The following is a 23,708-nucleotide window of genomic DNA, read 5'->3' on the forward strand; positions in this document are numbered from 1 at the left end:
CGCGGGCGGTCGCCGCGGGCCGGACGGCCACCAACGCACCTGCGCCCTGTCGTCACCGGTCCGCGTCCTGCTCGATGCGGGTGCGTGCACGCAGGCCGTCGTCCAGCATGCGGGTCAGCTCGCCGACGCGTCCGCCGCCATCCGGCGCCGCCGGAAAGCGTGCGAGTACGTCGACGACGGCCGGTGCGGCCCGTTGCGCCAACTGCCGAAGGTGCTCGACGCCGACGCCGCGATCGTCGTCGGCGACGAGTTCGGCCGCTCTGGCCGCGTGGGCGCCGGCCCCGAGAATGTGCTTGACCTGGGTGGCTCTGGCCAGCGGATGCAGGTAGGGGGCGGCCGCCGCGGCCATCGCGGCCCGAGCCGCCTCGCGCGCGGCAGCCGTGTCCGCGCTCCTGGCTGCCCTGAGTGCTGCCCACGCTCGGTCGCGCAGGGCCTTCCCCCGCTCGCCACCGCGAACGAACTCCCACGCGGCGCTGACAGCGTCCCGGGGTCGTGAGTCGTCCGGCCGGTCGCTTTCGAACACGTCGAGCACCACTTCCGCGCACGCCGCGGCGAACCCGGTGACCTCACGCAGATCCTGCATGCCCAGGGCGATCTCGCTCGGTTCCCTTGTCATGGCTCCATCCTCGACCATCACGCCGGGCAGCCGGGGATCAGCGTTCGATACCGTCGGCCGGCCGCGTGCCCGCAACGGTGTTCACCGTGGCCTGGAGGTCCCGGACGGGCGCGTCGGTGGTTTGGCCCGGTCCGGTCGAGTCACGCCGTCGCGGCGTTCCCCGCTGTTCAGGGCCACGGAACCGGCGAGGGCGTCCGGCAGTGCGCGGCGTGAGTTGATCCCGAGCTTCGTGTACACCTTTCGCAGGTGCCACTCCACCGTGTGCGGGCTGAGGAACAGTTCGGCACCGATCCTCGCGTTCGTCATGCCGTCGGCGGCGAGGGTCGCGATCTGCGACTCCTGTGCGGTCAGGGCGCTCGTCGACTTGGTCACGCGCGCCTTGACGTGCTCGCCGGTGGCGGTCAGCTCGCGGCGGGCCCGTTCGGAGAACGCTTCGGCCCGCATTCCGTCGAACATCTCGTAGGCGGTGCGAAGGTGGTCGCGGGCCAGCGCGGGACGGTGGTTGCGGCGGAGCCACTCGCCGTACAGGAGGTGGGTGCGGGCGACTTCCACGGTCACGCCGCCGCGGCCGAACTCCTCGATCGCGCTCCGGTAGAGGGCGTCGGCCTCGTCGCCGTCGGCGAGCAGGGCCCGGCTGCGCGCCGCGGCGCCGGCGGCCCATCCGGAATCGGCGGCACGGGTGAGCTCGAGCAGCCGGGCGAGCGAGGCGCGGGCCAGGTCGGGCCTGCCGCACCGGGTCGCGGCCTCGATGTGTTCGACCAGCGACAGGCCGGTGAAGTTGAACCCGTCGTGCTCGATGCCCGAGCGGGCCGCCTCCAGGGCTTCCTCGTAGCGGGCCAGTCCGTTGAACAGCACGCCCTGGATGTAACCCATGGCGCCCAGAAGGGACACCTCGCCGCGTTCCACGGCGCTGGCCCGGGCCTCGTCGATGATGCGGGCGGCCGCGTCCGCCTCGCCCCGCCAGGCGGCCAGGACGAGCGCCGCGTACTTGTGCGTCGCGTGTCCGGTCGCGGCGGCGATCGTGTCGGCCTCGTCGATCATGCGGGCGGCCTCGGCGAAGTCGCCGTAATGGATGTGGACGCCGCCCGCGTAGATCAGCGCCGGCGGCAGCGCGCCCAGCGCGCCGACGTCGCGGGCCAGCCGCACCGCGCGCGTCGCCAGGGTGTCCCACGCGTGCAGGTCCCAGGCGTAGTGGATGAACGTCTCCAGAGCGACCGGGGCCAGGAGGAGCCAGCGCATGGTGGCCTCACGGGTGCGGAGTTCCTCCTGTGCGAGGAGGCCCAGCGCGCCGCGCAGGGCCACCACTCCGCTCTCGTAGCCACTGGTGAGGATCGCCGCCACACCCTCCAGCAGGAGGTCGGCGGCTTCGGAGCCCGAGGGCGGCGCACCGGATGCGCGGGCCGCGACGGCCGCGGCGCGAGCACCTGCCGGACCGTGCACCCTGCCCGCGAAGATGGTCGCGCTGATCGCTTCGAGGTAGGTCTCCCGTGCCAGCGGCGACTTGGCGGCGGTGAACTGTGCGGCGGCCTCCAGCAGGAGCGGTGCCGCCTCGTCGCTGCGGCTGCGGGCGAAGAGGATCCAGGCCCGCAGGCGCGCCAGGCGTGCGCGGTCCAGGGAGCTGAGGGGGCACAGTTCGGCGAGCGTGGCCTGCTCCGTGGCGCGATCCGGCGAGGCGGCCGAGAAGTGGGCCTCGGCGGCGGCGACGGCCCGCCGCCCCCGGGCCCAGATGTCCGGCGTCAACTGGGCCGCGCGCTCCAGGAGTACCGCTTCGGCGGCGATGCCACCGCGCTGCCGCGCCCGGTCGGCGGCCCGCTCCAGTTCCGCGGCGACGTCGTCGTCCGGTCCGGCGGCGGCCTGGGCGGCGTGCCAGGCACGCCGGTCGGGATCCAGGGCCGGGTCCGTGGCAGCGGCCAGTGCCCGGTGCACCGCACGGCGCTCCTCGGGGTCGGCCTGGTGATAGACCGCGGACCGGACCAGCGGATGCCGGAAGCGGAGAAACCCGTGCAGGTCGATCAGGCCTGCCGACTTGGCCGGGGCGGCGTCGGGAGTGATCTCGAGCGCGGCCGCCGCGCGGGTCAGCAGGCCGGCGTCCCCGACCGGTTCCGCGGCGGCGATGAGCAGCAGGGTACGGGTCGGGCCGGGGAGCGAACCGAGTCTCTCGGCGAAGTCCCGTTCGAGTCGGCTCGACACCGTCCCCTCGACTCCCGGATAGGCGGACGAATCCGGGCCGTACGCCAGTTCGGCTGCGGTACGGCCCCGGGAGAACTCCAGCAGGGCGAGTGGATTGCCGTGCATCTCGGCCACGAAGCGGTCCCGGACCCGCTTGTCCAGCCGCCCGCCCACCGCGGATTCGAGCAGCTCCGCGGCCGCGGCGGCGTCGAGTCCACCGATCCGCGTCGTCGGCAGGTCGGCGAGCGCGTCCTTCCCCTCGGGATCGCGTACGGCGAACACCATCGCGACGGCCTCGGCGAGCAGCCGTCGCGCCACGAACTCCAGGGTCTGCAGGGAGACCTGGTCGAGCCACTGGGCGTCGTCGACCACGACGAGCACCGGTCGGGTCTCCGAGGCCCGGGTGAGAAGGGACAGCACGGCGAGCCCGACCAGGAAACGGTCCGGCGGGTCTCCTGCCGCCACGCCGAAGGCTACCCGGAGCGCGTCCCGTTGGGGTCCCGGAAGCGTGTCCAGCTGTCCCAGGAACGGTGCACAGAGTTGGTGCAGGCTGGCGTAGGGCAGTTCCATGTCCGCCTCGACGCCCTGCGCCCGGGTGACCGTGACCGTCACCTGTGCCGCCCGGGCGACCGCGTACTCCAGCAGCACCGACTTCCCGATGCCCGCCTCGCCCCGGAACACCCGCACTCGCGACTCGCCCGCACGCAGACTCACCAGCAACTCGTCGAGCAGCGCACGTTCAGGGTGCCGGCCGACCAGATCGGGAAGCGTGCTGGTGGTCATGAGACGCGACTCCTATCGGACTACGGGGACCTCGACAGGACTGTGCATGTGCGCGCACAGGCCCGTTCACCCGACTGACCGGGAAGGGGCAGCATTTGTGACGACCGGATCGCGACTGGTTCGTTGTCGCTGGTAGAGAGCGTTTCGCCGCCCGGCGCGGGGCGGCCGACCATGACGCACGGTCCTGGTGGTGTGTTCGGTGGTACCCGTCGGCGTCGTCGCCTAGACGCACCGCTCCGTCGGCGTACCTGTTGCGCCCGGTTCCCCCCGCAGGTAGCGCAGCAGCTCTCCGTCGGGGTCCTCTGCGCCCATCTGTCCCACGGCGCCGGTGACAGCCTGGTGCAGGACGGGCGTGCCGATACGGAGAGTGTCGTGGGCGACGGCGGTGAGTTCGATCTCGATGCTGCGACGGTCGTCGCTGGACGTGCGGACGGTGATCAGGCCGCGGTCCTGCAGCCGGGCGACGAGGCGACTGGTCGCCGACTGGCTCAGCCCGACGGCGCCCGCCAGGTCGCTGAGGTACAGCGATCCCTTGCCCACCCATGTCCCACGCCGCAGCACCCCCAACGCGGAGAACTCCCGGCCCCCCAGTCCCACGTGCCGTCGCAGATCTCGTTCGATCCGCGCCTCGATGCTCCTGTGGACACGGTTCATCGCGGTCCATCGCTTGACCATCACCAGATCGTCGCTCACCGGAGACTGCTCACTCCCTGGGCCCGTCCGTCACATCGTGGGACGACCACCGTCCTGGCTGCCGCGCCCAAGGCGCGCTTTCCGGTGACCAGACAACGCAGAAGCCCTCCACGTGACAGCGGGCGGAAAACGGATCACCGCGGCATGCCTCCCCGTGGTGTGGTCAGACGAGTTCGAGACCGCCGTCGACGGTGAGCACCTGTCCCGTCGCGTGGCGTCCGGCCGGCTCCGCGAGGCGCAGGACCCAGTGGGCCACCTCCTCGGCGTGGGCGATGCGGTGCGTGGGGATGCGCTCACGCTCGTAGGCGTACATGTCGTCGGCGGCTTCGGGGCTGGGGCCGGCGTGCAGCATCACGTCGGTCCGGGTCGGCCCGGGCGCGATCGCGTTGACGCGGACGCCCTCGGCGGCGAGCTCCAGCGCCCGCCGCGCGTCAGCTGCTCCACGGCGGCTTTGGTGGCGGCGTAGTGGGCGCCCCCGGCCATCGGGCGGTGCCCGTAGGTGCTGGACAGGTCGATGATCGTGCCGGAGGTCTCGCGCAGGTGCGGCAGGGCCTCGTGCGCGAGCCGGCTCGGGGCGACGACGTTCAGGGCGAGCAGGTCGAGCACGACCAGCGGCTTCTCCCGCCGGCCCACTCCGAGCACGTGCGCACCGGCCTGCGCGAAGGCGACAGCCGTGGCCCGTCCGATGCCGACCCGGCCCCGGTGACGATCGCGACGTGTCCGGAGAGGGTTCGGTCGGTTGATTTCGTGATCACGAGACCCTCATTGTTCGAAGCTCGTCGTACATCAAACATGATGTGTAACCGTGTGCCATTGAGTCAAACATGTGATTCGGCCGGCGCGGCGGCCGGCGACCACCGGCCGCCGTTGCCTGGTGCCGGGGCCGCCGGATCGGGGCGGTGGGCTGTGGCCTTGTCCTGGCGGCCACGGGCGGCGATGCTGGGCCGATGCCGGAGCAGCACAAAAGACGACGTCAGCACAGGGACGAGAGGCAGCGGGCCGCTGACCGTTTCGCGCCGGAGGCAGGCCGCTGGGAAGTGCTCTTCGAGACCCAGGACGCGCCGGAGTGGCGCGAGCACATGCGCCGACTGCGAGCATCGGACACCCGGATCGACTGGTCCGCGACGCGGGTGGACACCTTCTGCGGGCGCCTGACGCAGCCGACCACCTACCGGCTCAGCCTCTTCGTGCCGGACGGGGTGCCCGAGCCGGGCACGGACTCGTCCGACCATTGATCGGCTGAACAGCAAGGTCCGCCCCACGGTCGGCGCCGGGCCCTGCCCTTGTCGATCGTGCTCGCATCCGGCACCTCCGACGACTTCACCACGTACGCCCGGTCCTGTGTCGTACTCCCCCGTGGTCCGTGGCCACGCGTCCACCACGTGGTGACCACGTGCTCGCCACGGACTGTCAATGGCGCGGCCCACCGCCTCCGGGCCGGAGGTTGGTTCCACGGCCGTTCCGGACGGCCCACCCCCATGCGACGCAGGAGAAGACCGTGGACACCAGCCTCATCGAAGCAAGGCGCGCACCCACCGCGCCGGACACGCACGCCATCCCGGACATCGCGGAGCTGGACGACGCGGTTGCCGTGTTCACGCGGACCCGCCCCTCGCTGCTGTACATAGCGAACCGCATCGTCGGCAGCCCGACCGAGGCCGAAGACGTCGTGCAGGAGGTCTGGCTGCGGCTGCAGGGCACCGATCGCGCGGCCGTGCACAATCCGTCCGCCCTGCTGAGGACGATCACCGCGCGGCTGGCGAAGAACGTGGCGCAGTCGGCCCGCAGACGCCGCGAGTTCAGCGCCAGTCCGTGGATACCCGATTCGGCGGACCCCGACGTGACACCGGAGTCGGTCGCCGAGCGGCGGGATTCCGTGGCACGCGGCGTCGCCCTGCTGCTGGCCACACTGACCCCCAGGCAGCGTGCGGCCTACGTGCTGCGGGAGGGGTTCGGCTACTCCTACGACAATATCGCGGCGCTTCTCCACCTCAGCGTCGTCAACGCCCGGCAGCAGGTGGCCCGTGCGAAGCAGCGGCTCGGCAGCCACCGGCACCACCAGGAGGTCGACGCCGTCACGCACCGTCGCCTGGTGCACGCGTTCCTGGGGGCCGCGCGTTCCGGCGACCTGGCGCACCTGGAGCGGGTTCTCCTGGCGGACGCCCGGTGACGGGGCCGGGAGGTTCCCGGTGCCGGTGCCGAGAGCACACGTCTGTCGGACGTGGTTCGCACAGGACAGTGGGACCATTCTCCGCGTCTCCCCGGCGCGACTCACCAGTGTGTCCCTGATGACAGGTACCCTTTTCCGTACAGTGTCATAAGGGTGGGGAAGTGAGGACGAGAGGCAGCCATGGTCCCGGCAGCTCACACGGCGCACGACATCGAGGCCACCGCTGAGAGCCTCCAGGAGGACCTGGCCCGTCTGGAGCTGCAGAAGCGGGCGCTGGAGAGGGAACTGGCCGCCATCGTCGCGCACCTCGACTCGGTCCAACGGGCTCTGAAGGCCCTGTCGGTCGTGATGGGACACTCCGCCGACCGGCCCGACACCGGGGAGACGGTGCGCGCGCACGGCTCCTCCCCCGTGGACGGGCCCGGGCAGCAGCAGTACGGAAAGCTCACCGAGCAGATCCTCGGATACTTCGCGCAGGTCCCCGATGCGAAGGTCCGGGCCCGCGACGTGGCCGCGGCACTCGGTCGTGACACCGACAGCGGAAGCATCAACGCTGTCCGCAGCACGCTGGACCGGCTTGTCGGCACGTCCCGGATCGACAGGGCCGGCCGGGGCCTGTACCGCGCCAAGTGACCTGCGGAGCCACGGTCGACGCTGTGGTTCGCCGCCGTCCGGCTTCGGGACGCTAGGCAGGCGGCGCGACGAGTGCCGGGTCCTGGTGCGAGCGGCGAAGGGCGTCGGCCACGAACCCCTCCGCCTTCAGTTCCTCGACCACCGTGTGCAGGAAGCGCACGGTCCCGGGAGCGGACTTCCGGGGAACCCCGACAGCCTGTCGGATCTCCATGAAGCGGTCCTCCAGCAGCCGGACCTGATCCGCATGTGCCGCGGCGAAGACGGACATCGGCTGCCGGATGCCCGCGGCGGCCTCCAGACCCTGCTTCAGGAACACGTCCACGCCCTCGTCGCCACGTACCACGGTCGCACGCTGCAGAGTACGGCTCAGGTAGAGGTCATAGGCGGAGCCCTGCTTGACGCCGACCCGGACGCCTGGCCGGTCGACGTCGGCGGCGGAGCGGAGATCCGAGTCCACGGGGACCGCGTACACGCCCTCGATCACCACGTACGGGGCGGTGAAGGCGACCTCTGCCTCCCGAGCCGGTTCGACAGCGAGGAAACAGAGATCCGCTCGGCCCGAGGCCATCGCCGCGAACGACTTTCGCGCGGCGTCGAAACAGACAAGCTCCACGGGCACTGCGAGACGACGGCCGATCTCACGGGCCAGGTCCACCGTGACACCGGCGGGCTGTGCGGAGGTGCCCTGCGCGAGGACGGGGTTGCCCAGGTTGATCGAGACTCTCAGCACACCTGTTGAAGCGAGGTCTTCAACGACGTCTGCGGCGACGATCTCCATGGTGTGGAGTATAGGACGGGCCCGCGGGCGGGCCCGGACGGGCCGCTCGCGCGGCTCGTCCACCCACCCGACGGCAGCGCGGGCTTCCTGTCGGCGTCGGCAGGCAGGCGGCGCGCCGATCCGTCCGCCCTCTCGTCACGCCGTCGTCGGCTTCGTGGCCAGTTCACCCCGCACGCGGGCGGCCGCACCGACCGGGACGGCGTCGGCGGCCAGCGCGGCCCGGACCAGGCGTACGGGGTGCCCGCTGACCGGCGGGTCGGCGGCGAGCGCGGACCGGATGAACGGTTCCAGCAGCGGCCAGGCCCGGCTGACGCCACCCCCGACGACCACCGTCGTGATGTCGGCGACGCCCGCGGTGATCACGATGGCGCGGGCGATGCCCGATCCGGCGGCGCGGTACACCGCGCGGGCGTCCTCGTCGCCGCCCGCCGCGGCCTCGGCGACCTCACGGGCCGTACGCCGCCGGCCGGTGCGGTCGGCGTAGCGGGCCGTGATGGAGCGGCCGGAGGCCAGCGTCTCCAGGTGGCCGCGGCCGCCGCACGAGCAGGGCAGGTCTCCGAAGCCGGGGATGTGCCCGATCTCGCCGGCCGCGCCGTGCGGGCCGGCGTACAGGGCGCCGTTGGTCCACAGGGCGCCGCCGACGCCGGTGCCGAGGGTCATGCCGAGCACGTCGGCCTCGCCGCGCACCGCCCCGCCGTACACCTCTCCGTAGAGGAAGGCGTTGACGTCGTTGTCCAGGTAGGCGGGGACGCCGAGCGCGTCCTCGACGGCGGCGGTGACGGCGAAGCCTGCCCAGCCGTGGAAGGAGTCGCTGGCGACCAGGATGCGGCCGTTCGCGGAGTCCACCACCCCGGCGGCGCCGATTCCCGCGCCCACCAGACGGCCCGGCGTACGGGCCAGCAGCGGGGCGAGGGCAGCGAGCGCGGTACCGACCATGGCCGCGCCGCCCTCCCGGGCCGGGGTGGCCGTCTCCGCCCGGTCGAGGACCGTGAGGTCGTCCGAGCAGAGCACCACCTGGGTGGTGGTGCCGCCGATGTCGATACCGGCGAACAGCGGCCGGTGGGAGGTGTGCATCGCGAGGTCCTGCGGGGTGTGGGGGGAGAGAAGGGGTCGGGTCACGCCTGGGCCTCCGTACGGCCGGCCGCGAGCGCGGCCAGGCGCTCGGCCCTGCGGCCCCGCTGCACCACCGGGTCGGGTACCGGCACGGCGGCCAGCAGCCGGCGGGTGTAGTCGGTCTCGGGGTGCAGCAGGGTCGTACCGGTGGAGCCCTGCTCCTCGATCCGGCCGGCGCGCATCACGACGACGTGCTGGGCGAAGTGCTGTACGACGGCGAGGTCGTGGGAGACGAAGAGGCAGGCGAAGCCGAGTTCTCGCTGGAGTTCGGTGATCACCTCCAGGACCGCCTCCTGCACGCTCACGTCGAGCGCGCTGGTGGGCTCGTCCGCGACCAGCAGCCGGGGGTCGAGGACCAGGGCGCGGGCCAGGCTGACCCGCTGACGCTGTCCGCCGGAGAGTTCGCGGGGCGCGCGGCGGGCGACTTCGCGGGGCAGCCGTACCCGGTCGAGGACGTCGGCGATTCTGGCCTGGCGGTCCTTGGCGGTCAGGTCGCGGCGGTGGATCCGGAGGGGTTCGGCGATGCACTCGCCGATGGTCATGCGGGCGTCGAGGGAGGCCACCGGGTCCTGGAGGACGACGCCGATGCCGGCCCGCAGCGCGCGGCGGGCCCGGGCGCGGGTACGGCCCAGGTCGGTGCCGAACAGGGAGACGGTGCCGGAGGTGGGCGCGATCAGGCCGAGCGCGACCCGTGCGGCGGTCGACTTGCCCGAGCCGGACTCGCCGACCAGTCCGAGGGTCTGTCCCGGGCCGACCCGGAAGGAGACTCCGTCGAGGGCGTGCACGGCGGTCTTTCCACGACCGAACACCACGCTGATGTCGCGCAGTTCGACCACCGCTTCGCCGGACTCGGCGGCGACGTCCGCCGGTTCGGCCACCACGTCGCGCACGTCCGCCGGTTCGGCCACCACGTCGTGCACGGCGGCCGGTTCGGTCACGGACTGGGCGGCCGTGGCCGTCTCCCCGTGGGCCACCGGCTCCGCCACCGACAGGCGCGGTACGGCGGCCAGCAGGCGTCGGGTGTAGTCGTGGGTGGGCCGCAGCAGGACGTCCTCGACCGCCCCGGTCTCCACGATCCCGCCCTGGTACATGACGGCGACGCGGTCCGCGAAGTCGGCGACGACGCCCATGTTGTGGGTGACGAGGAGCACGCCGGTGCCGGTCTCGACGGCGAGCCGGCGCAGCAGGTCGAGGATCTCGGCCTGCACCGTGACGTCGAGGGCCGTGGTGGGCTCGTCGGCGATGAGCAGTCGGGGCTCGTTGGCGATGGCCATGGCGATGACGACGCGCTGGCGCTGTCCGCCGGAGAGCTGGAACGGGTAGGCGCGGGCCCGCCGCTCCGGTTCGGGGATGCCGACCCGGCGCAGCAGGTCGACGGCCTCGGCGGCCGCGTCCTTGGCGCTCACCTCGCGGTGGTTGCGGATCACTTCGGCGATCTGCTTCCCGATGCGGGTGAGCGGGTCGAGCGCGGTGGCCGGCTCCTGGAACACCATGGAGGCGGTTCTGCCGCGCAGTGCCGCGAGGCCGTTCTCCGAGGCGCCGACGATCTGGGTGCCGGCGATGACGGCGCTGCCGGTGGCGCGGGCGTTCCCGGTGAGCAGGCCCATCGCGGCGAGCGCGATGGTCGACTTGCCGGAGCCGGACTCGCCGACGAGGGCGAGTGTCTCGCCGGGCCGGACCTGGAGGGACACGCCCTTGACCGCGGGCACGTCGCCGGTCTCGGTGGTGAAGACGACGCCGAGGCCGTCGAGTTCGAGGATCGGTTCGGGTTCGGCCGCCGTGGTGCGGGCGGCGGAGCCGTCGGTGGTGGCGGTCATCCGCGTCCCCTCACATCGAATGCGTCGCGGAGGCCGTCCCCGATCGCGTTGAACGCCCACACCACCAGGATGATGGCCAGGCCGGGCGGCAGGATCAGCCACCAGTAGCCGGAGTAGGCGGCGGTGAGGCCGGCGGAGAGCATGCCGCCCCAGTCGGTCTGCGGCGGCCGTACTCCCATGCCCAGGTAGGAGACGTAGGCGACCAGCAGGATGGCGTCGGCGACCTGGAAGGTGGCGGCGACGATGACGGTGGAGACCGAGTTGGGCAGGATGTGCCGCAGGATGGCGCGGGCGTGCGTGCCGCCGATGGCGCGCAGGGTCAGCACGTAGTCCCGGTTCTTCAGGGTCAGGGTCTCGGCGCGGACCAGCCGGGAGGGCACCAGCCAGGACACCAGGCCGAGGATGAGGACGAGTCCGCCGAGGCCCGGTGTGGTGATGGCGGAGACCACCAGCAGGATGAACAGCGCGGGGATGGCGATGCCGGCGTCGACGATCCGCATCATCAGGGCGTCGATCCAGCCGCCCGCGTAACCGGCGGCCGCGCCCCACAGCGTGCCGATGCAGGTGGCGAGGACGCCCGCGGCGAGGCCGACGATGAGCGAGACCTTGCCGCCGTACATGAGCCGGCCCAGCTCGTCGTGGCCGACGGCGTCGGTGCCGAGCCAGTGGGCGCCGCTGGGGGCGAGGTTGACCTGTTCGAGCAGGGTGTGGGTCTGGTCGGTGGAGTACACCAGCGGACCCACGAAGCAGAACAGGAAGAAGAGGACCACGACGGCGAGGCCGACGACGGCCAGCCTGTTGCGCAGGAAGCGGCGGACGGCCAGGCGGGTGCCGGTGGCCTCGCGCGGCTCGGTGGCCTTCGTCGGGACCGCGTCCGGCTGGATGACGGCGCTCATGCCCGGCCTGCCTTCACTCGGGGGTCGATGATCCGCTGGACGATGTCGGCGAGCAGCGTGCCGGTGACGGTGGCGACGGCGATCACCAGGACGCAGCCCAGCAGGACCGGGTAGTCGGAGGACTGGGCCGCCGTCCAGAACAGCAGCCCCATGCCGGGGTAGTTGAACAGCTGCTCGACGACGAGCGCGCCGCCGAAGAGGACGGGGATGTAGTAGCCGAGCATGGCCACCACGGGGGTCAGCGAGTTGCGGAACACGTGCCGCGCGAGGATGGCGCGGGAGCGGGAGCCGCCCGCCCTGGCCGTGCGGACGTAGTCCTCGGAGAGGTTCTCCAGGGTGGCCGCGCGCATGTACCGGCTGAACACGGCGATCATGGAGGCCGCGCCCGCGAACACCGGCAGCACCAGGCCCTGCGGGTCGGAGAACACCTGCCCCACGGTCTCCCCCTGCGGGGCCTGCGAGGGGAACCAGGCCAGTTCCTGGCTGAAGACCAGCACCAGGATCAGTCCGAGGAAGTACACGGGCGTGGAGTAGGCGATGAAGCTGAGGGTGGTGATGACGTAGTCCGTGGCCTTGTTGCGGCGCACGGCCTGCCACATGCCCAGCGGGATCGCGAGGACGAGGCCGACGACGGCCGACAGCAGGGTGAGGACCAGGGTCTTCGGCAGCCGTTCGCCGATGAGCTGGGAGACCGGCTCGTTGAGGGTGTAGGAGGTTCCCAGGTCGCCCTGCAGGAGCCGGCCGAGGTAGTGGAAGTACTGCACGGGCAGGGGCCTGTCGAGGCCCTGTTCGTGGTTGAAGCTCGCGATCTGCTGGGCGGTGGCCTGGGGGCCGAGGATCCCGCGGGCGGGCCCTCCGGGGAGCGCGTGCAACAGGCCGAAGACGACGACGGTCACGATGACGATCACCGCGACGGCCTGGAGGACGCGTCTGATCAGGTACGAGGAAGTGCTCATGTGTTTTCCGGTCGCTTCGTCTCCGTGGCGCGCTGGGCGTCACCTGGACAGGGGCGTCACAACGACTGGCCGTCGGTGCGGCGCGGGTGCGCGAGGGGTGCGCGCGGGCCTCGGGCGGCCGGCCGTGGGGCCGGGCGCCGTCGGCCCGCGCGGGCACCGACCGGGCCTACTTGGTCCACTTCCACATGGCGGGGTGGAAGTTGGCGAGCGAGTCCTGGGCGAAGCCGCCGAGGCCGTTGCGGACCACGGAGATCTGGTAGTCGGGCTCCGGCAGCCAGATCACGGGGAGGTCCTTGGCGAGTGCGGCGCTGTAGTTCTGCACCGCCTCGTCCGAGGACGACGTGGTGGTCTGCGTGATCAGCTTGTCGACGGCGGGGTTGGAGTAGCTGCCGAAGTTGGAGCCGCCACCGGTGGCGAAGAGCGAGTCACCGCTCGGGTAGGCGGGGAAGTACCAGCTGCCCGCGGTGCCGAAGAAGGACAGCTGCCAGGAGCAGCTCGCCTCGCCGGACTTGCACTGGCCGGCCTGCGACAGCACGGAGTTGACCGGCGCGGTCTTGATGCCGAACTTGATGCCGGTCTTCGCGAACGACGACTGGAGGGCGCTCATCATGTTGTCGGTCACGGTCGAACCGGACTGGGACAGCACCTGCATCTCGAACTTGGTGCCCTTGTCGACGCCCGCGCCGCACTGGTTCGCGCCGGTGCCGGGCTCGTTGCACACCATCGTGCCGCCCTGCTCGGTCCAACCGTGGTCGGTGAGCAGCTTCTTCGCCTTGGCGGTGTCGAAGGGGTACGGGTTGTTCTTCTGGTCGGCCGAGACGAAGGACGACTCCTGGCCCTGCGGGATCGGGCCGTAGGTGGAGACGGCGCTGCCGTTGAAGACGACCTTGGAGAGCGTGGTCTGGTCGACCGACATCTGGATCGCCTGGCGGGCGTACAGCTGCTTGAACACCGGTCCCATGGACGGGTTGTTGAAGTTGTACGGCATGTAGGTGATCGCCCAGCCGCTCCACGGCTGCACCGAGTAGCCCTTGGCCTTGAAGGAGGCTTCCTGGCTCAGGTCGGAGGCGTTGATGTAGCCGTAGTCGACGGTGCCGGCGCGGAGGGCGTTCTCCTCGGCCTCGGTGGTGGTGAACGGCAGCAGGTTGACGTTCTTGATGTTGGCCTTGCCGCCGCCGTCGTACTTCGCGTTGGCGGTGAGTTCGACCCGGCCGGCGGTGGAGAACGACTTGATGGTGTACGGGCCGCTGACCGTCTTCCACAGCGGGTCGGTCGCGTAGCCGGATATCTTCTTGGCGGCGTTGTTGAGGTACGTCCAGACCTGCTTGGCGCCGGCGGGCGTGCGGTCGAGGTCGGAGACGGCGCCCGAGTCGCTGGTCTTGTCCCAGGCGTGCTGCGGGATCGTGCGGATCATGCTCAGCTCGTTGGCGAGCATCCACTGCTGGTTGTAGACCTTGTCGAAGGTGATCGTGAAGTGCGTGTCGTCGACCGTCTTGAAGGACGTCCAGTTGTCCGGGGCCTTGCCGGGGCTGTAGCTGGCCCAGTCGGCCTTGTTCGCCTTGACGAGGTTGAACCAGAACTCGACGTCGCGCGAGGTGATCGGCTTGCCGTCGCTCCAGTGGCGCTGACCGAGGGTGATCGTCACGCTCTTGCCGTCGGCGGCGAACTTCGCGTCGGTGGCCAGCGAGTTGTCCTTGTTCCAGCCGACCTTGCCGGTGGAGCCGTCGTACGAGATCAGCGGCTCCCAGACGGCCTGGGAGATGGAGGAGTTGTTGGTGTTGAGGTGCGCGGCGGTGCCGATCGGGAGGATCCAGTTCGGCGTGAAGTTCGCCGGGAGGGCGTAGTTGATCGTGTCCGACGACGCCGATCCGGACGACGAGGTGCCACCGCCGGAGCAGCCGGTGACCAGCGCGCCGGTGATGACGGCGGCACCCGCGACGAGGGCCCAGCGGCGGCCGGGGGCCGTGGGAGCAAGGAACATGGCTCTCCTCAGAGTGAAAGGACCCGCAAACGTCATGGGAGGACCCAAACCGGCGCCGCGGGGTCGGCGCTGCGTACGGCGACAGTCAACGACGGACGCGTCGAACAAACAAACAAGAATGAATAACAAATAAGTTACTGCGTTTTCGAAAAAAGCCGGAACCGCTCACCATGGGTGCAATAGACGATACTTTTGTGATGATTTGTACGACCTCGGCCATGCGTCATCACCCTCGGTCGTCTCCACGGAACCGTTCCCCACGTGCCGGATCGGGCGTACTGTCTCCGGCACACCCATCACTGCGGAAGTTACTTCGTACATGACCGAAATAAGTGCACGGGACCGCAAGAGCAACAAGGGCGTGAACCCGAAGGGCGCCGCCCTGGCCACCCGGGTCCTCGAACTCGTCGCGTCGGGGCAGGCGTCGTCCCGCGCCGAACTCGCGCAGCTCCTCGGCACGGCCCCCTCCACCATCTCCCTCACGGTGGCCGAGCTGGTCGAGCGCGGGCTCATCGCCGAGGAGGGCACCCAGTCCTCGACCGGGGGCCGCCCCCGCCGGGTGCTCAGGGCCGGCAGCACCGACGAGTACGCCGTGGCCGCGGACGTCGGCGGCCGGCACGCCCGGATCGGTGTCGTGCTGCCGGGCAACGGCGTCCGCGACGTCACCAACGTGCCCTTCGAGGTCGCGGACGGCCCCGAGGCGGCGTTGCCGAGGCTTGCCGAGCACCTGGAGTCCCTCGCCCAGCAGCGCGGACGCGACCGGCTCCGGGGCGTCGGGCTCTCCCTGCCCGGACCGGTGGACGTGAGCGCCGGCGCCGTCGTCCTGCCCTCGCGGATGCCCGGCTGGAACCGCTTCCCGGTGGCCGCCTGGCTGGAGGAACGCTTCGGTGTCCCGGCCGTCGTCGACAACGACGCCAACTGCATGGCGGTCGGCGAGCAGAGCGTCCGGCCCGCCGAGCACCGCCGGACGATCACTGTGAAGATCGGTACGGCGATCGGCGCCGGCGTCATCATCGACGGCAACCTCTACCGGGGCGCGACGGGGGCGGCCGGCGACATCACCCACATCCGCATCGCCGACGGCGCCGACATCCCCTGCTCCTGCGGCAACACCGGCTGCCTGGAGACCGTGGCGTCCGGCGCGGCGCTCGTCCGCATCCTGCACGAGCGCGGGGTGGACGTGGCCAGCACCGAGGACGTGGTCCAGCTCGCCACCGACGCCGACCCGGAGGCCACCCGGGCCGTCCGCCGGGCCGGCGACCACCTCGGCCGGGTGCTCGCGGCCAACGTCAACTTCTTCAACCCGGACGCCGTCTACCTCGGCGGCATCCTCTCCACCCTGGAGCCGTTCGTCGCCGCGGTGCGCAGTCAGCTCTACGAGAGCTGCCACCCGCTGTCCACCGAGCACCTCACCATCGAGCGGGCCATCCTCGGCGCCGACGCCGGTCTCGTCGGGGTCGGGCTGTTCGCCCTCCAGCGTGCCCTGGCCCGCGCCCTGGGCGACGCCGGCGGCGACGGCACCGAGCGGTTCCACACCGCCGCACCTCCCCGCAGGAACTGACACGCCGCAGGGACCTCCACCCCCCAGCACCGCCCACTCCGCACCACTCCGCACGAGGAGCCATGACGCACACCCGCACCGCCGTCGCCCGCCCCGTCATCGCCGTCGCCGGTCTCGGCATCGAGTCCTCCACGTTCTCCCCCGCCCGCACCGGGGCACCCGCCTTCCATCCCGCGCGCGGCGACGAGGTGTTCGCCCGGTACCCCTTCCTCGCCCCGGGCGAGGAGCTGCGCGAGGCCGCGGAATGGCACGGCGCGCTGGTAGGCAAGTCGTTGCCGGGCGGCACCGTGACCGCCGCCGCCTGGACCGCGCTCACCGACGAACTGATCGAGCGCCTCGCCGCGCTCCCCCGGCTGGACGGCCTCTGGTACGACATCCACGGCGCCATGACCGTGGAAGGGATCGACGACGCGGAAGCCGTGCTGCTGGAGCGCGTGCGCGCCACCGTCGGCCCGGACGTGATCGTCTCCACCTCGATGGACCTGCACGGCAACGTCTCCCGTGAACTCGCCCACCGCAGCGACCTGATCACCTGCTACCGGATGGCACCGCACGAGGACCACATGGAGACCAAGGAGCGCGCCGTGCGCAACCTGGTCGACCTCCTGGTCTCCGGCGCCCCCCGCCCGGTCAAGGCGTGGGTGCCGGTCCCCGTGCTGCTGGCCGGCGAGCAGACCTCCACCCGGATCGAACCCGCGAAGAGCGTGTACGCGGCGGTCGACGAGGTCGAGGCCACCGCGGGCGTGACGGACGCCGCGATCTGGGTGGGCTACGCCTGGGCGGACGAACCCCGCAACCGCGCGGTGGTGGTCGTCACCGGCGACGACACGGCCGCGGTCTCGGCCGGTGCCGAACGGCTGGCCCGCGGTTTCTGGGACGCCCGGGACGCGTTCGACTTCGTCGCCCCGACCGGGACGTACGACGAACTCCTCGACGAGGCCCTCGCCTCCGACCGGCGGCCGTACTTCATCAGCGACACCGGTGACAACCCGACCGCGGGCGGTGCCGGCGACGTCACCTGGGGGCTGACCCGGCTGCTGGAGCGGCCCGAGTTCCAGAAGGAGGACGGCCCGACCGTCATCTACGCCTCGGTGCCCGGGCCCGCGGCGATCGAGACCGCCGTCGCGGCCGGCGTCGGCGCCACGGTCACCGTCACCGCCGGCGCCGAGGTCGACGACCGGCACGCGGGACCCGTCACCCTGACCGGTGTGGTGCACGCGATACGGCACGGCGACCGGGACGCCGAGACCGAGGTCGTCGTCCGGGTCGGCAGCGTGCACGCGATCCTCACCAGGCTGCGCAAGCCGTACCACCACGAGCACGACTTCACCGACCTCGACCTCGACCCGCGCTCCGCCGACATCGTGATCGTCAAGATCGGCTATCTGGAGCCGGAGCTGTTCGACATGTCGGTCGGCTGGAAGATGGCCCTCACCCCCGGCGGCGTCGACCAGGACCTGGTGCGTCTCGGCCACCGCCGCATCCGCCGCCCGATGTTCCCCTTCGACCGCGGCATGGCCACGCCGGACCTGACGGCCCGGATCATCCCGGCCTCCGACCGGCCGCTCACCGGGGACGACGAGTGAACGGGCCCACCGTGCCCGCACTGGAGATCGCCGTCACCTCTCCGGCCGGCGCCCGCGTCGCCCTGGCCCAGGGAGCCGATCGCGTCGAACTCTGCACCGGTCTGGAGCTCGGCGGTCTGACCCCGTCGGCCGCCCTGGTCGAGGCGGTCGCCGCCGTGGGCCTCCCGGTCCAGGCACTGGTCCGGTGCCGGCCGGGCGACTTCGTCTACGACGCCGAGGACATCGCGCTGATGGCAGCCGAGGTGCGGTCCGTGATCGCCTCCGGCGCCTCCGGTGTGGTGGTGGGCGCGCTCGCCGCCGACGGCACCCTGGACACCGAGGCCGTCGTCCGCCTCGCCGCCGCGGCGCAGGACGCCGGCCGGCCCGTCGAGGTGACGCTGCACCGCGCGGTCGACGTGTCCGCGGACCCCGTGGCCACCGCGGCGCTGCTGCCCGCGCTGGGGCTCACCCGGGTGCTCACCTCGGGCGGCGCCCCGGCCGCCGGACAGGGGCTGGAGCGCCTGGCCGCCATGGTCGAGGCCGCGCCCGGTGTGCAGGTGATGGCGGGCGGCGGGGTCCGGCCGTCCGACATCCCGGCGTTGACGGCCACCGGGGTGGCCGCCGTGCACCTGTCGGCGAAGCGCCGCGCGCAGCCCCGGCGCGGGGCCGCGTGGGTTCCGCTCGGCGCCTCCAGTTCGACCGCCGACCAGGACACGCATTTCGTCACCGACCCGGCGGCGGTCGCCGAGGCCAGGAGGATGCTGGAGACCGGCACGACGGTCTGACCGTCCCGGCGAACCGCGGTCGGCCGAGACCGCGGTGAGCCGGCCGGGGCCGGTCGCGGCAGGGCTCCTTCGATTTCCCTGGCCACGGGTCCACCGGGGAAGGGGTGTTGCGCGGTTCCGAGGGCACCCTGGGCGCGCTCCGGGGACGGTCCGTGCCCCTTGGGGCACCGCGTGCCCGGCAGTGGCTCAGGCGTCCGGTCACGGCTTCACCATCAAGCCTCTGACCTGGCCTTTCCTCTGAAAATCCCTATGCTGGAGCCCTGTTGCCGGACAGTCACGCAGGGGGATTTCGTGAGCGAGGACGCCGTCGGGTACGACGCCACCCACATCGAGGTGCTGGAGGGGCTGGAGGCCGTTCGGAAGCGGCCCGGTATGTACGTCGGCTCGACCGGCGAACACGGGCTGCACGAGCTGGTGTTCCTGCTCGTCGGCCGGGCTCTGCAGGGGGCGCCGGCCGGCCGTGGACGTACCGTCGACGTCGCCCTGCTGCCCGAGGGCCGCGTGCGGGTCGCCGACGACGGGCCGGGGGTTCAGGTCGAGGCCGCCGGGGGTGGGCCCGGCGCCGGACTCGAGTCGCAGATGACGCTCCTGTACGCCGGGGGCACGCGGCCCCTGGACCGGCACAGCGTGATCGCAAGCCGCTTCGCCCTCGGTCCTGCCGTGGCCAACGCGCTGTCCGCCCGTCTGCGGGCCGAGGTGTGGCGTGAGGGGTTCCACTGGGTGCAGGAGTACGCGCGTGGTGCGCCTGTCGGGCCGCCGGTACCGTACGGACCGACGACCCGGACCGGAACCACGATCACCTTCCGGCCCGACCCCGGGGTTTTCGGCACTGCCCGGTGTTCCTTCGACGCGCTGGCGGAGTGTTTCCGGGAACTCGCCTTCGTCAACCGGGGTGTGCAGCTTTCCCTCACCGACCGGCGCGGAACGGGCACGACCCGGTCCGTACGGTGCCGGTTCCCCGACGGTCTGCGGGACTTCGCCGCCTTCCTGACCGGGCGGACCGCGGCCGCCGCCGAACCGGACATCACCGGCTTCGAGAAGGAGGATCCTCGGATGGCCGGGACGATGGAGGTGGCGATGACGTGGACGAGCACACCCGGAGGGCACATCCGGAGCTTCGCCAACAGCTCATCCACCCCGCAGGGCGGCACCCATGTCGCAGGCCTGCTCGACGGGCTGGCAGCCGCGGTCAACGCGTTCGCGCGGGAGCGACGGCTGCTGGCGCCCGAGGAGCCCGACCTCGGCCCCGACCGGATCGGCGCACACCTCACGGCGGTGGTCTCGGTGAGACTCGACCGTCCCGAGTTCAAGGGCGCCACCCGTGGATTGCTGGGCGGGACCCTGGTACGCGACTGCGTCCGGGAAGCGGTCCAGGACCACATGGCGGCGTGGCTGCGGGAGAACCCGAACCCTCCCGCGGCCCTGCTCACCGGCGCCGACCCGTTCCCGGGATCCGGCGGGCCGGTGACCTGATCGTCCGCGCCTCGGATCCGCGCGGAAGCCGGGTGTCACACCGGCCGGTGCTCGGCGGTCTGATGGGAGAGGCCCGGCTTTCGGCGGGCCGCACGGGCGCGTCACCCGCGCATGTCGCAGGAAAGGACCCGAGCCATGTCGTATCCCTACCCGCAGCAGAAGTACTGGGGCGTGGACGGGGAGGTCAGCGCCGTTTTCCGCCCTGCGCTCACCCCGCCGGACAGCGGGGTGAGCGGCACCGGAAAGGACGCCCTCCACTACCTGGCGACCACGGACGTCACCCGGGGCGAGTTCGGTCTGTACCGGGTGGAGATGAGGCCGAGGGCCGGCGGTCCGAAGACGCACTTCCACCGGCGTATCTCGGAGTCCTTCTACATCCTGGAAGGCACCGTGCGCGTGTTCGACGGTGTGCAGTGGGTCGACGCGCGCAAAGGTGACTTCCTGCATGTGCCGCAAGGCGGCCTGCACGCCTTCCGCAACGACTCCGACGCCCCGGCGGACATGCTGCTGCTGTTCACGCCGGGCGCGCCGCGCGAGGAATACTTCGAGCAGGTGTCGCAGCTCGCGCACGCGTCGGAGGAGGAGCGCGCCGCGTTCTTCGACAAGCACGACTCCTACTTCGTGGAGTAGCCGGATCAGCGGCGGGGCGCCGGCCGAGTCGTCGGGCCGGCGCCCCGTGGCACGCCTCGACCCGGTCGCTGCGCGGTCCGGCGGAGTGCTACCGGGGAGCGGTCGCGCGGGAGGGATCGGCGGGCCGCGGCAGCTCGACTCCGTCGACGTACAGGTCGACGTGTTCGTTGTAGAAGGCGACGAGGCCGGCCACGCGGTTGGCGTGGATGGTCGGGAAGTCGTAGGCCCAGGCGATGTCCTCGTGGGCGCCGTTCGGGCCGTCGAAGGACCAGTACCCGCTCGTCGTCCCCTTGTACGGGCACTGGGTGACCGTGGCCGAGTGTCGCAGCTCGGCCCAGTCGACGTACATGCGCTCGATGTAGTACCGCGTCGGCAGCCCCGTTTCGAACAGCTTCACGCAGTTGGGCGCGTCCGCCAGCACGACCCCGTCCACCTCCACGCGGACGCTGCTCGACGAACGCAGGGCGTCCACCCGGGAGTAGGGGCTCCTGGGGTGCACGAAGACCGGCTCGTCCTCCTCGAACCAGGAGTCCAGCGCGTTCCATTCGAACCGCACGGTCCCGTGCAGGGAACTCGGGGCGTCCGCGTCCCACACCCATGCCGCGCCCTCGCGGACCTCGGAGCCGACCCGCAGGGTGTGCCGGCGGGCGGAACCCGCACCGTGGTGCTCGGTGTGATGGTCGTCGACGAGCGCTCCGTCGACCAGGTCCTCGACCGGGATGCTGAACTGCGGGTAGGCGCGCCATTCCCACACGTAGAGCGCACGGCGGCTGTCGAAGACGACCCTGCCTCCGATGACACCCCGGACGCGACGCGGCACGGGCTCGACGTGCCCGACCGGGACGATCAGGCTCGGGTGCAGAACGCTTTCGGTTGCCATGGGGGTACCTCTCCGGGATCGGAACGGATCATGGGCTTCGGTGGCGTGCCCGCGCTGACCGTGGTCGCGAGAACCGCCCGCCGCCCCTTCCACAGACCGAACGGGCGCCGGATCCGTGACGGCGTCAGGTGCTGCGGCCGAACCGCCGGACCGCGCTGTCACAGAGCGAACTCGTACACGGTCAGTCCTGGTGCCCGGCCTCCGGCAACGAAGGGATGACGCACCATGGCGTCTCACGGCGAGCTCCCGGCTCCTGAGCACGGCCTCCTCCTGTCCCACTTCCTCACCGTACGTGACGTCGCCGTCTCGCGGCGGTTCTACGCCGACGTCTTCGGCGGCGAGGTGGTGATGGACGAGAACCCGGCGATCGTGCAGATCGCCAACAGCTGGATCATCATGAATCCCGGCGGCGGACCGACCCCCGACAAGCCCGGCGTCACCCTGGAGGTGCCGCAGGACGGTGCGCGGGTGTCGGCGTTCCTCAACGTGCGCGTCGCCGACATGGCCGCTTTCTACGCGCACGCCGTCGCCCAGGGCGCCCGGTTCCTCACCGAACCCGTCGACCGCGCCTCCGAGCTGCGCTGCTACCTGCGCGACCCCGACGGCTACCTCATCGAGGTGGGCCAGTCCACCGGCCTGGTCAAGGGCATCAAGGCCGCCCCGGCAGGTCCGGAGGAGTAGGGGCGGGCACCGCACCGTTCCGTTCGCCGCCTGCTTCCGTTCCCGTCCGGGCGCCCGAGGTGGCGAAGGCTCGCCCCGGCGGGCCGGGCGGGGGCCAGGAGGCGGCCGCCCGACCGTGTTGCGGCCCGCCGTGACGTCCGCCTCCTCCTGTCACAGCCGCGCCGGCTGCGCGGTCAGGGTGAGTGACGGCCCACGACGGCCGTAGCGACGATCCGACGCCGAAAGGACGCCCGCCATGAACCCGGACTCCGATGTCACGCTTCCCCTGGCCGCCGAGGCCGCCGCGCTCGCGGCCCACGCCGTGCTGCTCGGGGAGGCGATCGAGATGCTCGACGCCGACATCAAGGCGGCGAGGGAGCGCCTGGCGCGGCTGCGCGACGCGGCCTGCTCCGGCCCGGACGCCGTCGCCTCCCCGCCGAGTCCGCGCAGCCGGTTTCCCTGACCTCGTGCCGCGTCGACCAGGCCGCGGCCGCCCGGAACGCGCGGACACATGAGGCGACCCCGTGTGACAGCGTGTGTCACATCATGGGCGCCCCTCACCCAGCAGTCACACCTTTCGAAGGGCATGCTGGGGACACACTGCTAGCATGGGCGGTGACCAGGTCAGAGGGGACGTTTCATGCACGGCGGCGCCGGATCCGAGGCCCTTGATCAAGCGACCAGGGAATTCCTCACGGCCCGGCCGCGGCTCTTCGGCATCGCCTACCGTGTGCTGGGCAGCGCGGCGGAGGCCGAGGACGTGGTCCAGGAGACCTGGCTGCGGTGGCAGAACACCGACCACTCGAAGGTGCACGAACCCGCCGCCTTCCTCGCCACGACCGCGATCCGCCTGGCGATCAACGTGGCCCGGTCCGCCCGGGTGCGGCGGGAGTCCTACATCGGCCCGTGGCTTCCCGAACCCGTGGACACCCGCAACGACCCCCAGCTCGGGGCCGAGCGGGGCGAGGCCGTGGAGATGGCCGTTCTGCTGCTGATGGAGAAGCTGAACCCGGTGGAGCGCGCCGCCTACGTGCTGCGGGAGGCCTTCGACTACTCCTACGCGCGGATCGCCGACATGCTGGAGACCAGCGAGGCGAACGCCCGCCAGCTGGTGAGCCGCGGGCGCAGGCACCTGGCCGCCGAGCGCAGGGAGCAGGTCAGCCCGCAGGCCCATCGGCGTTTCCTCGAGGTGTTCCTGTCGGCCGCGCAGACCGGGGACATGACGGTGCTGGAGGACGTGCTCACCGCGGAGGTGGTCAGCTACGCGGACGGCGGCGGCATGCGCGGGGCGTCCAGGATCCCGGTCGTCGGACGGTTGCACGTCTCGCGGTACCTCGCCGCGTTCGCGCCGCGCTTCTGGCCGGGGAAGGAGATCCGCTGGGTCGAGGCGAACGGCCGGCCCGCGGTGCTGGTGTCGTCCGACGGGCAGGCCGTGGCCCTGCTCTGCGTCGACGTCTCCGTGGCCGGCATCGACCGGCTCATGTGGGTGATGAATCCCGCCAAACTCCTGCCGTACACGGCGTCCCTGGCCGACTGAGGGCCGCACCTG

The 23,708-nt window shown here is 71.8% G+C and carries 23 protein-coding genes; 11 read left to right on the plus strand and 12 right to left on the minus strand.

Annotation, left to right across the window (positions count from 1 at the left end; translation table 11 throughout):
• Window positions 1-52 precede the first annotated feature (52 nt).
• From AB0472_RS25875 to AB0472_RS25895, 5 genes are all read right to left on the minus strand, one after another.
• Entirely contained in the window at window positions 53-634 is a 582-nt protein-coding gene (locus AB0472_RS25875) for a putative immunity protein (protein ID WP_366359560.1), read from the minus strand.
• 63 nt (window positions 635-697) lie between these two features.
• Complete coding sequence (locus AB0472_RS25880) at window positions 698-3,568, minus strand: AAA family ATPase (protein WP_366359437.1); 2,871 nt, start codon at window positions 3,566-3,568, stop codon at window positions 698-700.
• A 222-nt stretch (window positions 3,569-3,790) separates the two neighbouring features.
• Complete coding sequence (locus tag AB0472_RS25885) at window positions 3,791-4,261, minus strand: MarR family winged helix-turn-helix transcriptional regulator (protein WP_366359439.1); 471 nt, start codon at window positions 4,259-4,261, stop codon at window positions 3,791-3,793.
• A 163-nt stretch (window positions 4,262-4,424) separates the two neighbouring features.
• Window positions 4,425-4,679 (minus strand): SDR family oxidoreductase, encoded by a 255-nt coding sequence (locus tag AB0472_RS25890; RefSeq protein WP_366359562.1) that lies wholly within the window; start codon window positions 4,677-4,679, stop codon window positions 4,425-4,427.
• The gene (locus AB0472_RS25895; RefSeq protein ID WP_366359440.1) at window positions 4,613-4,903 is read right to left on the minus strand and encodes an SDR family oxidoreductase; all 291 of its coding nucleotides are present in this window, start codon (window positions 4,901-4,903) and stop codon (window positions 4,613-4,615) included. The genes AB0472_RS25890 and AB0472_RS25895 overlap by 67 nt, the downstream gene beginning before the upstream one ends.
• Window positions 4,904-5,208: 305 nt before the next feature.
• Here AB0472_RS25895 and AB0472_RS25900 point away from each other — a divergent pair, with 305 nt between their 5' ends.
• The 3 genes from AB0472_RS25900 to AB0472_RS25910 all read left to right on the plus strand — a co-directional run bounded on the left by AB0472_RS25900 (window position 5,209) and on the right by AB0472_RS25910 (window position 7,064).
• Window positions 5,209-5,496: a hypothetical protein gene (locus AB0472_RS25900; RefSeq protein WP_366359441.1), complete on the plus strand. Its 288-nt coding sequence runs from the start codon at window positions 5,209-5,211 to the stop codon at window positions 5,494-5,496.
• Between the two features lie 263 nt (window positions 5,497-5,759).
• On the plus strand, window positions 5,760-6,431 hold the full coding sequence (locus AB0472_RS25905; RefSeq protein WP_366359443.1) for a sigma-70 family RNA polymerase sigma factor: 672 nt from the start codon (window positions 5,760-5,762) through the stop codon (window positions 6,429-6,431).
• A gap of 180 nt (window positions 6,432-6,611) precedes the next feature.
• Window positions 6,612-7,064, plus strand: a complete 453-nt coding sequence (locus tag AB0472_RS25910; RefSeq protein ID WP_366359445.1) for a hypothetical protein — start codon at window positions 6,612-6,614, stop codon at window positions 7,062-7,064.
• Between the two features lie 52 nt (window positions 7,065-7,116).
• Here AB0472_RS25910 and AB0472_RS25915 read toward each other — a convergent pair whose 3' ends face one another.
• The 6 genes from AB0472_RS25915 to AB0472_RS25940 form a co-directional block, all read right to left on the minus strand.
• Window positions 7,117-7,842, minus strand: coding sequence for a transporter substrate-binding domain-containing protein (locus tag AB0472_RS25915; protein WP_366359564.1), 726 nt, complete (start codon window positions 7,840-7,842; stop codon window positions 7,117-7,119).
• Window positions 7,843-7,977: 135 nt separating this feature from the next.
• Entirely contained in the window at window positions 7,978-8,916 is a 939-nt protein-coding gene (locus tag AB0472_RS25920; protein WP_366359565.1) for an ROK family protein, read from the minus strand.
• A 41-nt stretch (window positions 8,917-8,957) separates the two neighbouring features.
• On the minus strand, window positions 8,958-10,772 hold the full coding sequence (locus AB0472_RS25925; RefSeq protein ID WP_366359447.1) for an ABC transporter ATP-binding protein: 1,815 nt from the start codon (window positions 10,770-10,772) through the stop codon (window positions 8,958-8,960).
• Window positions 10,769-11,668: an ABC transporter permease gene (locus tag AB0472_RS25930; protein WP_366359448.1), complete on the minus strand. Its 900-nt coding sequence runs from the start codon at window positions 11,666-11,668 to the stop codon at window positions 10,769-10,771. Before AB0472_RS25930 ends, AB0472_RS25925 begins: the two co-directional genes overlap by 4 nt.
• Window positions 11,665-12,624, minus strand: a complete 960-nt coding sequence (locus AB0472_RS25935) for an ABC transporter permease (RefSeq protein ID WP_366359450.1) — start codon at window positions 12,622-12,624, stop codon at window positions 11,665-11,667. The genes AB0472_RS25930 and AB0472_RS25935 overlap by 4 nt, the downstream gene beginning before the upstream one ends.
• Before the next feature lie 166 nt (window positions 12,625-12,790).
• The gene (locus AB0472_RS25940; protein ID WP_366359452.1) at window positions 12,791-14,605 is read right to left on the minus strand and encodes a peptide ABC transporter substrate-binding protein; all 1,815 of its coding nucleotides are present in this window, start codon (window positions 14,603-14,605) and stop codon (window positions 12,791-12,793) included.
• A 319-nt stretch (window positions 14,606-14,924) separates the two neighbouring features.
• Here AB0472_RS25940 and AB0472_RS25945 point away from each other — a divergent pair, with 319 nt between their 5' ends.
• The 5 genes from AB0472_RS25945 to AB0472_RS25965 all read left to right on the plus strand — a co-directional run bounded on the left by AB0472_RS25945 (window position 14,925) and on the right by AB0472_RS25965 (window position 20,619).
• On the plus strand, window positions 14,925-16,166 hold the full coding sequence (locus AB0472_RS25945; protein WP_366359454.1) for an ROK family transcriptional regulator: 1,242 nt from the start codon (window positions 14,925-14,927) through the stop codon (window positions 16,164-16,166).
• Between the two features lie 62 nt (window positions 16,167-16,228).
• A complete protein-coding gene (locus AB0472_RS25950) occupies window positions 16,229-17,752 on the plus strand; it encodes a M81 family metallopeptidase (RefSeq protein ID WP_366359456.1) in 1,524 nt (507 codons plus the stop codon).
• Window positions 17,749-18,516: a copper homeostasis protein CutC gene (locus AB0472_RS25955; RefSeq protein ID WP_366359457.1), complete on the plus strand. Its 768-nt coding sequence runs from the start codon at window positions 17,749-17,751 to the stop codon at window positions 18,514-18,516. The genes AB0472_RS25950 and AB0472_RS25955 overlap by 4 nt, the downstream gene beginning before the upstream one ends.
• 291 nt (window positions 18,517-18,807) lie before the next feature.
• Window positions 18,808-19,989: a DNA gyrase subunit B gene (locus AB0472_RS25960; RefSeq protein WP_366359459.1), complete on the plus strand. Its 1,182-nt coding sequence runs from the start codon at window positions 18,808-18,810 to the stop codon at window positions 19,987-19,989.
• 135 nt (window positions 19,990-20,124) lie between these two features.
• The gene (locus AB0472_RS25965; RefSeq protein ID WP_366359461.1) at window positions 20,125-20,619 is read left to right on the plus strand and encodes a cupin domain-containing protein; all 495 of its coding nucleotides are present in this window, start codon (window positions 20,125-20,127) and stop codon (window positions 20,617-20,619) included.
• Window positions 20,620-20,707: 88 nt separating this feature from the next.
• Here the strand turns inward: AB0472_RS25965 and AB0472_RS25970 are convergent, their stop codons facing one another.
• The gene (locus tag AB0472_RS25970; protein ID WP_366359463.1) at window positions 20,708-21,499 is read right to left on the minus strand and encodes a DUF427 domain-containing protein; all 792 of its coding nucleotides are present in this window, start codon (window positions 21,497-21,499) and stop codon (window positions 20,708-20,710) included.
• Window positions 21,500-21,724: 225 nt separating this feature from the next.
• Between AB0472_RS25970 and AB0472_RS25975 the strand changes: the two genes are divergently transcribed.
• The 3 genes from AB0472_RS25975 (at window position 21,725) to AB0472_RS25985 (ending at window position 23,696) form a co-directional block, all read left to right on the plus strand.
• Window positions 21,725-22,180 (plus strand): VOC family protein, encoded by a 456-nt coding sequence (locus tag AB0472_RS25975; protein WP_366359464.1) that lies wholly within the window; start codon window positions 21,725-21,727, stop codon window positions 22,178-22,180.
• 235 nt (window positions 22,181-22,415) lie between these two features.
• On the plus strand, window positions 22,416-22,622 hold the full coding sequence (locus tag AB0472_RS25980) for a hypothetical protein (protein WP_366359466.1): 207 nt from the start codon (window positions 22,416-22,418) through the stop codon (window positions 22,620-22,622).
• A 177-nt stretch (window positions 22,623-22,799) separates the two neighbouring features.
• Window positions 22,800-23,696: an RNA polymerase sigma-70 factor gene (locus AB0472_RS25985; RefSeq protein WP_366359468.1), complete on the plus strand. Its 897-nt coding sequence runs from the start codon at window positions 22,800-22,802 to the stop codon at window positions 23,694-23,696.
• Window positions 23,697-23,708: the final 12 nt, after the last annotated feature.

Source organism: Streptomyces sp. NPDC086777 (assembly GCF_040702065.1).
Taxonomy (GTDB): domain Bacteria; phylum Actinomycetota; class Actinomycetes; order Streptomycetales; family Streptomycetaceae; genus Streptomyces.

What these genes read in the sequence shown, in the direction of transcription:
- AB0472_RS25875 (WP_366359560.1), bottom strand. Translation starts at nt 634, where the DNA reads ATGGTCGAGGATGGAGCCATGACAAGGGAACCGAGCGAGATCGCCCTG.
- AB0472_RS25880 (WP_366359437.1), bottom strand. Translation starts at nt 3,568, where the DNA reads ATGACCACCAGCACGCTTCCCGATCTGGTCGGCCGGCACCCTGAACGT.
- AB0472_RS25900 (WP_366359441.1), top strand. Translation starts at nt 5,209, where the DNA reads ATGCCGGAGCAGCACAAAAGACGACGTCAGCACAGGGACGAGAGGCAG.
- AB0472_RS25910 (WP_366359445.1), top strand. Translation starts at nt 6,612, where the DNA reads ATGGTCCCGGCAGCTCACACGGCGCACGACATCGAGGCCACCGCTGAG.
- AB0472_RS25915 (WP_366359564.1), bottom strand. Translation starts at nt 7,842, where the DNA reads ATGGAGATCGTCGCCGCAGACGTCGTTGAAGACCTCGCTTCAACAGGT.
- AB0472_RS25920 (WP_366359565.1), bottom strand. Translation starts at nt 8,916, where the DNA reads ATGCACACCTCCCACCGGCCGCTGTTCGCCGGTATCGACATCGGCGGC.
- AB0472_RS25925 (WP_366359447.1), bottom strand. Translation starts at nt 10,772, where the DNA reads ATGACCGCCACCACCGACGGCTCCGCCGCCCGCACCACGGCGGCCGAA.
- AB0472_RS25930 (WP_366359448.1), bottom strand. Translation starts at nt 11,668, where the DNA reads ATGAGCGCCGTCATCCAGCCGGACGCGGTCCCGACGAAGGCCACCGAG.
- AB0472_RS25935 (WP_366359450.1), bottom strand. Translation starts at nt 12,624, where the DNA reads ATGAGCACTTCCTCGTACCTGATCAGACGCGTCCTCCAGGCCGTCGCG.
- AB0472_RS25940 (WP_366359452.1), bottom strand. Translation starts at nt 14,605, where the DNA reads ATGTTCCTTGCTCCCACGGCCCCCGGCCGCCGCTGGGCCCTCGTCGCG.
- AB0472_RS25945 (WP_366359454.1), top strand. Translation starts at nt 14,925, where the DNA reads ATGACCGAAATAAGTGCACGGGACCGCAAGAGCAACAAGGGCGTGAAC.
- AB0472_RS25950 (WP_366359456.1), top strand. Translation starts at nt 16,229, where the DNA reads ATGACGCACACCCGCACCGCCGTCGCCCGCCCCGTCATCGCCGTCGCC.
- AB0472_RS25965 (WP_366359461.1), top strand. Translation starts at nt 20,125, where the DNA reads ATGTCGTATCCCTACCCGCAGCAGAAGTACTGGGGCGTGGACGGGGAG.
- AB0472_RS25970 (WP_366359463.1), bottom strand. Translation starts at nt 21,499, where the DNA reads ATGGCAACCGAAAGCGTTCTGCACCCGAGCCTGATCGTCCCGGTCGGG.
- AB0472_RS25975 (WP_366359464.1), top strand. Translation starts at nt 21,725, where the DNA reads ATGGCGTCTCACGGCGAGCTCCCGGCTCCTGAGCACGGCCTCCTCCTG.
- AB0472_RS25980 (WP_366359466.1), top strand. Translation starts at nt 22,416, where the DNA reads ATGAACCCGGACTCCGATGTCACGCTTCCCCTGGCCGCCGAGGCCGCC.
- AB0472_RS25985 (WP_366359468.1), top strand. Translation starts at nt 22,800, where the DNA reads ATGCACGGCGGCGCCGGATCCGAGGCCCTTGATCAAGCGACCAGGGAA.